Annotated in this window: 1 protein-coding gene and 1 rRNA gene; both read right to left on the bottom strand. The window is 66.7% G+C overall.

Annotated features, from left to right (window positions below):
* Positions 1-2425: serine/threonine protein kinase (locus VF697_RS30600; protein WP_331100458.1), on the bottom strand; the 2425-nt coding region annotated here is incomplete at its 3' end.
* A 393-nt stretch (positions 2426-2818) separates the two neighbouring features.
* Positions 2819-2930: ribosomal RNA gene (rrf, locus tag VF697_RS30595) — 5S ribosomal RNA — on the bottom strand; the annotation flags it as partial.

The raw sequence follows: 2930 nt of genomic DNA, 5'->3' as shown, positions 1-2930 counted from the left end.
GAGGCGGCTCCTCCTTCTCGAGCTTGAAGGGCACGGTGACTTCCGTCTCGCCGCTGGAGCGGAACTTGCCGGAGAAGGTCTTGTAGCCAGCGCGCTTGACGGTGAAGGCGTAGGCCTTGCCGATGGTGAGGTTGGCGAGCTTCGCGTCAGGGGTCTTGCCCACGCGCTTGCCGTCGACCTCGACCTCGGCGCTGTCATCACCCGAGAACATCGCGACGAACGTCGTCGGCTTGGGCGGCTCCACCGCGGCGGACTTGGTCGAGCCAGCCTGCTGCGCCGGCTTCTCGGGCGGAGTGTTCTCCGTGGGCGCGGAGCCAGGCTCACCGCCGGGAGGCTCGTTCCTGGCCACCGTCGGTTCGAAATCGGGGGGAGGCTCGGCATCCAGCGTCACGGACACCACCTGGGGGCTCTGGCCCTTGACGACGGAGACCACCTGCTCAGCGGGCAGGTGACCCGGGGCGGTGGCGGTCAGCTTGTGGGAGCCCTCGGGGAGCTGGATGACCTGGTTCTGGGCGACGATCTGCCCATCGATCCGGATCTCCGCGCCCTCGGTGGGCTGGACGGAGATCATCAAGCTGCCGGTACCGGGACCGGAGAACAGCACGAAGCCCAGGGCGATGACCACGACCAGCGCGACGGCGGCGGCCACGCCGAGGACGGCTTTCGGGGGCTGCTTCTTGCCGGTCGCGGCGGCACGAGGAGCCACCTTCGCGGGCGCGGGCTTGGACTTCTCGGACGTGGGCTTCTGGGTGGCCGGAGCGAGGTCGATGGGACCGGTCGTCTCCTCCTGTTCCTCGACGTCGTTCCCCTGCCCCCGCGAGTGAGGCGCGTCGTAGTCGTCCGAGGTCTCGTCCTCGGACATCGGCGGCTCCTCCTGCTCCAGGTCCTGGTGCGAAGGGGAGTCCAGCTCCTCAGCGCTCTCCAGCCGCATGCGCTGGCCCGTGGACAACGGGCTCACCATGGTGCCATTCGACTCGATCTGACCGACGCGGGTGGCATTGGACTCCACCTGCGACTCCGCGGCCGGACGTGCCGTGGGAGCGGGTCCGATGACGGTGGCACCCGAGTAGCCCTCCGCCACATCCCCGATGACCACCTGCGGCTTGCCACCGTTACGGAGCTTGCCGAGGGGCGTGGGAGGAAGGGTGGCGTCCTCGGGATAGTCGGACTCACCCGTCAGGCTGTTATCGACGAGCACACTCGACGAGGGCTCCTGGGAGGAGGCCTTCGGCCGCATGGCGAGGGACGAATCGACGATCTGCGTCTTGTCCCCTGCCCCGTCGAGCTCCGCCAGCTCGTCCTCGGTGGCAGGAGGCACGTAGCCGCTGGGCACGGCGGGTTGAGCCGGCGCCGTGGGCGCGCGACTCGGGGCTGGAGCCGAGGGAGCGGCCTGCTGCCGACGCGGCGAGCGGCCCATGTCTCCGGTGACGCCCGAGGTCTCGATCTGCTCCGGGCGCTCGATGGAGGCGTAGCGCTCCATCTTCTCGGCCTCGCGGTAGATGTCCTCCGCGAAGACCTCCTTCATGAACCCCGAGAGGTGCTTGGACGAGTAGATGGCATCGCCGGCCAGGAGGAACCGCATCAGGTCCTCCTGGAGATCGGACGCCCAGTGGTAGCGCTCCTCGGCATCGCGGGCGAGAGCCTTGAGCATCACCTTCTCGAGGCCCGCCGGGACGTTCGGGTTGAACTGCCGCGGCGTGGGGACGTCCGCGTTGCGCACCTTCTCGAGCGTGGAGAAGTCCGACTCACCGACGAACAACCGCTCGCCCGTGAGCATCTCGTAGAGGATGACGCCCACGGCGAAGACATCGCTGCGGCGATCGATGGGCAGACCGCGGACCTGCTCCGGGCTCATGTAGCCGAACTTGCCCTTGAGGATGCCGGCCTGGGTCTTCTGCGAGCGATTCGCCGCCTTGGCGATGCCGAAGTCGATGATCTTCACCTCGCCTTCGTACGAGATGAGGATGTTCTGCGGAGAGACGTCGCGGTGGATGATGCCCAGGTCCTGTCCGCGCGCGTCCTTCTTGCGGTGCGCGTAGTCGAGGCCCTCGCACATCTTCGAGGCGATGAAGACAGCCTGGGCGGTGGGCATGATCTCCTTGCGCCGCCGGTAGCGTTCCAGGAGCGTGCGCAGGTCCCGCCCGGCCACGTACTCCATCGCGATGAAGTAGGTGTCCTCGTGCTTGCCGAGCTCGTGGATGTGCACGACGTTGGCGTGGTTCAGCTGAACGCTGATCCGCGCCTCGTCGATGAACATCGTGATGAACTCTTCGTCCTCCGCCATCGTCGGGAGGATCTTCTTGATGGCGAGGATGCGCTCGAACCCCTCGACGCCGAAGGCCTTGGCCGTGAAGACCTCCGCCATGCCGCCAACGTTGATGCGCTCGAGGAGGAGGTACTTCCCAAATAAGGTCGGCTTCTTCATTGCGTGGATCCGCCCGCACCCGGATGGCCACAGCGTCGCCCCGGAGGAGCCGTGGGTGTAAAACCGGACGAACCCGGGACTTTAGACGGAGCACGGACAGTGAGTCAAACCACACCGGGTCACGGATTCTCCAAGAGTTCCAGCCACTTGGCCTCAGAGAGCTGACTTCCTGCGACATGCGACCCGGATGAGGCTGGCGCCCCTCCAGGCGAGGAGCCGGCGCGCTCGCACTTTCGAGCTGCCCCCAGGCCAGAGCTGGGGCTCAAGGGAAGCGCGAGAAGGATCCGCGGAGGCGAACTCAACGCAGAGTCCCAGGCCCAGAAGCGCCAAGAGCCCGCAAAGGCGAAGGCCCCGAGTCCTCACGTACATGAGGACTCGGGGCCTTCAAAAAAAATCCGGCAGCGACCTACTCTCCCGCGCGGTTTCCCGCGGAGTACCATCGGCTCTGGAGGGCTTAACTTCCGTGTTCGGGATGGGAACGGGTGGAACCCCTCCGACATAGCCA

Source organism: Archangium sp., assembly GCF_036388035.1.
Classification (GTDB): Bacteria; Myxococcota; Myxococcia; order Myxococcales; family Myxococcaceae; genus Archangium.
Note: the sequence above shows the minus strand (reverse complement) of the source record. Positions and strands in the feature narration are given on the sequence as shown.